Below are 1,260 nucleotides of genomic sequence, written 5' to 3'. Positions count from 1 at the left end.
ATAGATGCGGCCATGTCGAAGTAGGAACGACTGAAGCTGCTGACGCGCCCGCTTTTGAGCCCCCTGGGCTGCTTCTCGGGCCCGCACGAGATCGCGCATGGCTTCGTGTCCGCGATCTGGAACCCAAACTGCCGTCAGCTCACCTGCACGATGTAGCCTTGCCAGGCTGACTGCGTCGCGCCGGTTCGTCTTCACCCGATCACCAGGACGCTTTGGTATCAGGGACGGTGCGACCACCACGCAGTCGTGACCCATCCCGGTAAGCTGACGGTAAAGCTCGTAACCTGTCGGTCCGGCCTCATAGCAGAAGTGGAGGGCAGCTCCTCGCTTCGCCAATTTTTCCACGATGCTCGTCACCGCGTTAGGATCCGAGGCTATGTCCCCATAAAACCTTACTTCACCACCCCGCTCGCCATCCGCGACGGCTACAGAAATCTTCAGTTTCGAGACGTCCAAACCGACAAAAAGCCTGTTATGCTGATCCATGGTTCACCCTCGCTAAGCTTGGGGCTCGGCTTCGGCCAATCCGAAGCAACCCCCGATCTCAGCTTATCGCGGGGGTGAGCCACCTTCACCCCGAGAACATACGGTCTGAGTGAATCGACGTGGCTGGTGACAGCTCTGTCGCCAAGCAGCGAGAAGATGTCCCGCCACTCCGTTATTGGAGGGGATATTGCCGGCTTGTTCGAATGCTTTGCAGCGCTTCGTCAGAAAGCCGTTCGGCGAAAGAACATACTTTGCCCACTGGTAGTGATCCAGGAGGCCGGACTGGACGGCTTTTGGCTGGGACGAGTGCTCAGCAAGGAAGCTTGGATCGAGAGCCACATTGTAGAGGCCACATCAATTGCCATGCCGCGCCGGCACCGCCGGGCGAAGACCGACCGCATCGACGGCGAAACACTGATCCGCGCATTGATGGCATGGAAACGTGGCGAGCCTCGCGCGTGCTCAATGGTCAAACTTCTCTCACCCGAGGAAGACGACAATCGACGGATTGGACGGGAGCGGAAAAACTCTGATTGCGGAACGTGTCTTCCACCGCATGCGTTCCGTCCGAAACATATTCATCTGGGTTCACCTCCAGGGTATAGCCCTGTGTCGTCGGGTTGAGATATGGGAGGACCTGTGGACCCTCGATGAAGATGTCGATATCAAAGCTTTCGCGATGGCTTATCTGGAGCATAAGGGCGGTACCGCCGCCGAAAGTCCAGCTATCGAGAAGTTTAAAAGAAGAGTTTGCCTGATTGATAATCGACACAG

1 protein-coding gene and 2 pseudogenes are annotated in these 1,260 nt (G+C 57.2%); 1 reads left to right on the top strand and 2 read right to left on the bottom strand.

Features of this window, described 5'->3' with window-relative positions; all coding sequences use genetic code 11:
- Window positions 1-486 (bottom strand): IS110 family transposase (locus JNB91_RS30255; RefSeq protein ID WP_220329116.1); only part of this gene is annotated, 486 nt, incomplete at its 3' end.
- Between the two features lie 105 nt (window positions 487-591).
- Here JNB91_RS30255 and JNB91_RS31080 point away from each other — a divergent pair.
- Window positions 592-1,039: pseudogene (locus JNB91_RS31080) on the top strand (transposase); the annotation flags it as partial.
- Here the strand turns inward: JNB91_RS31080 and JNB91_RS30250 are convergent.
- A pseudogene (locus tag JNB91_RS30250) lies at window positions 1,019-1,258 on the bottom strand (nucleotidyl transferase AbiEii/AbiGii toxin family protein); the annotation flags it as partial. The pseudogenes JNB91_RS31080 and JNB91_RS30250 overlap by 21 nt on opposite strands.
- Window positions 1,259-1,260: the final 2 nt, after the last annotated feature.

Source organism: Aliirhizobium wenxiniae (genome assembly GCF_019511445.1).
GTDB classification, from domain to species: Bacteria; Pseudomonadota; Alphaproteobacteria; order Rhizobiales; family Rhizobiaceae; genus Neorhizobium; species Neorhizobium wenxiniae_A.
This window is presented reverse-complemented; position numbering and strand designations above follow the sequence as displayed.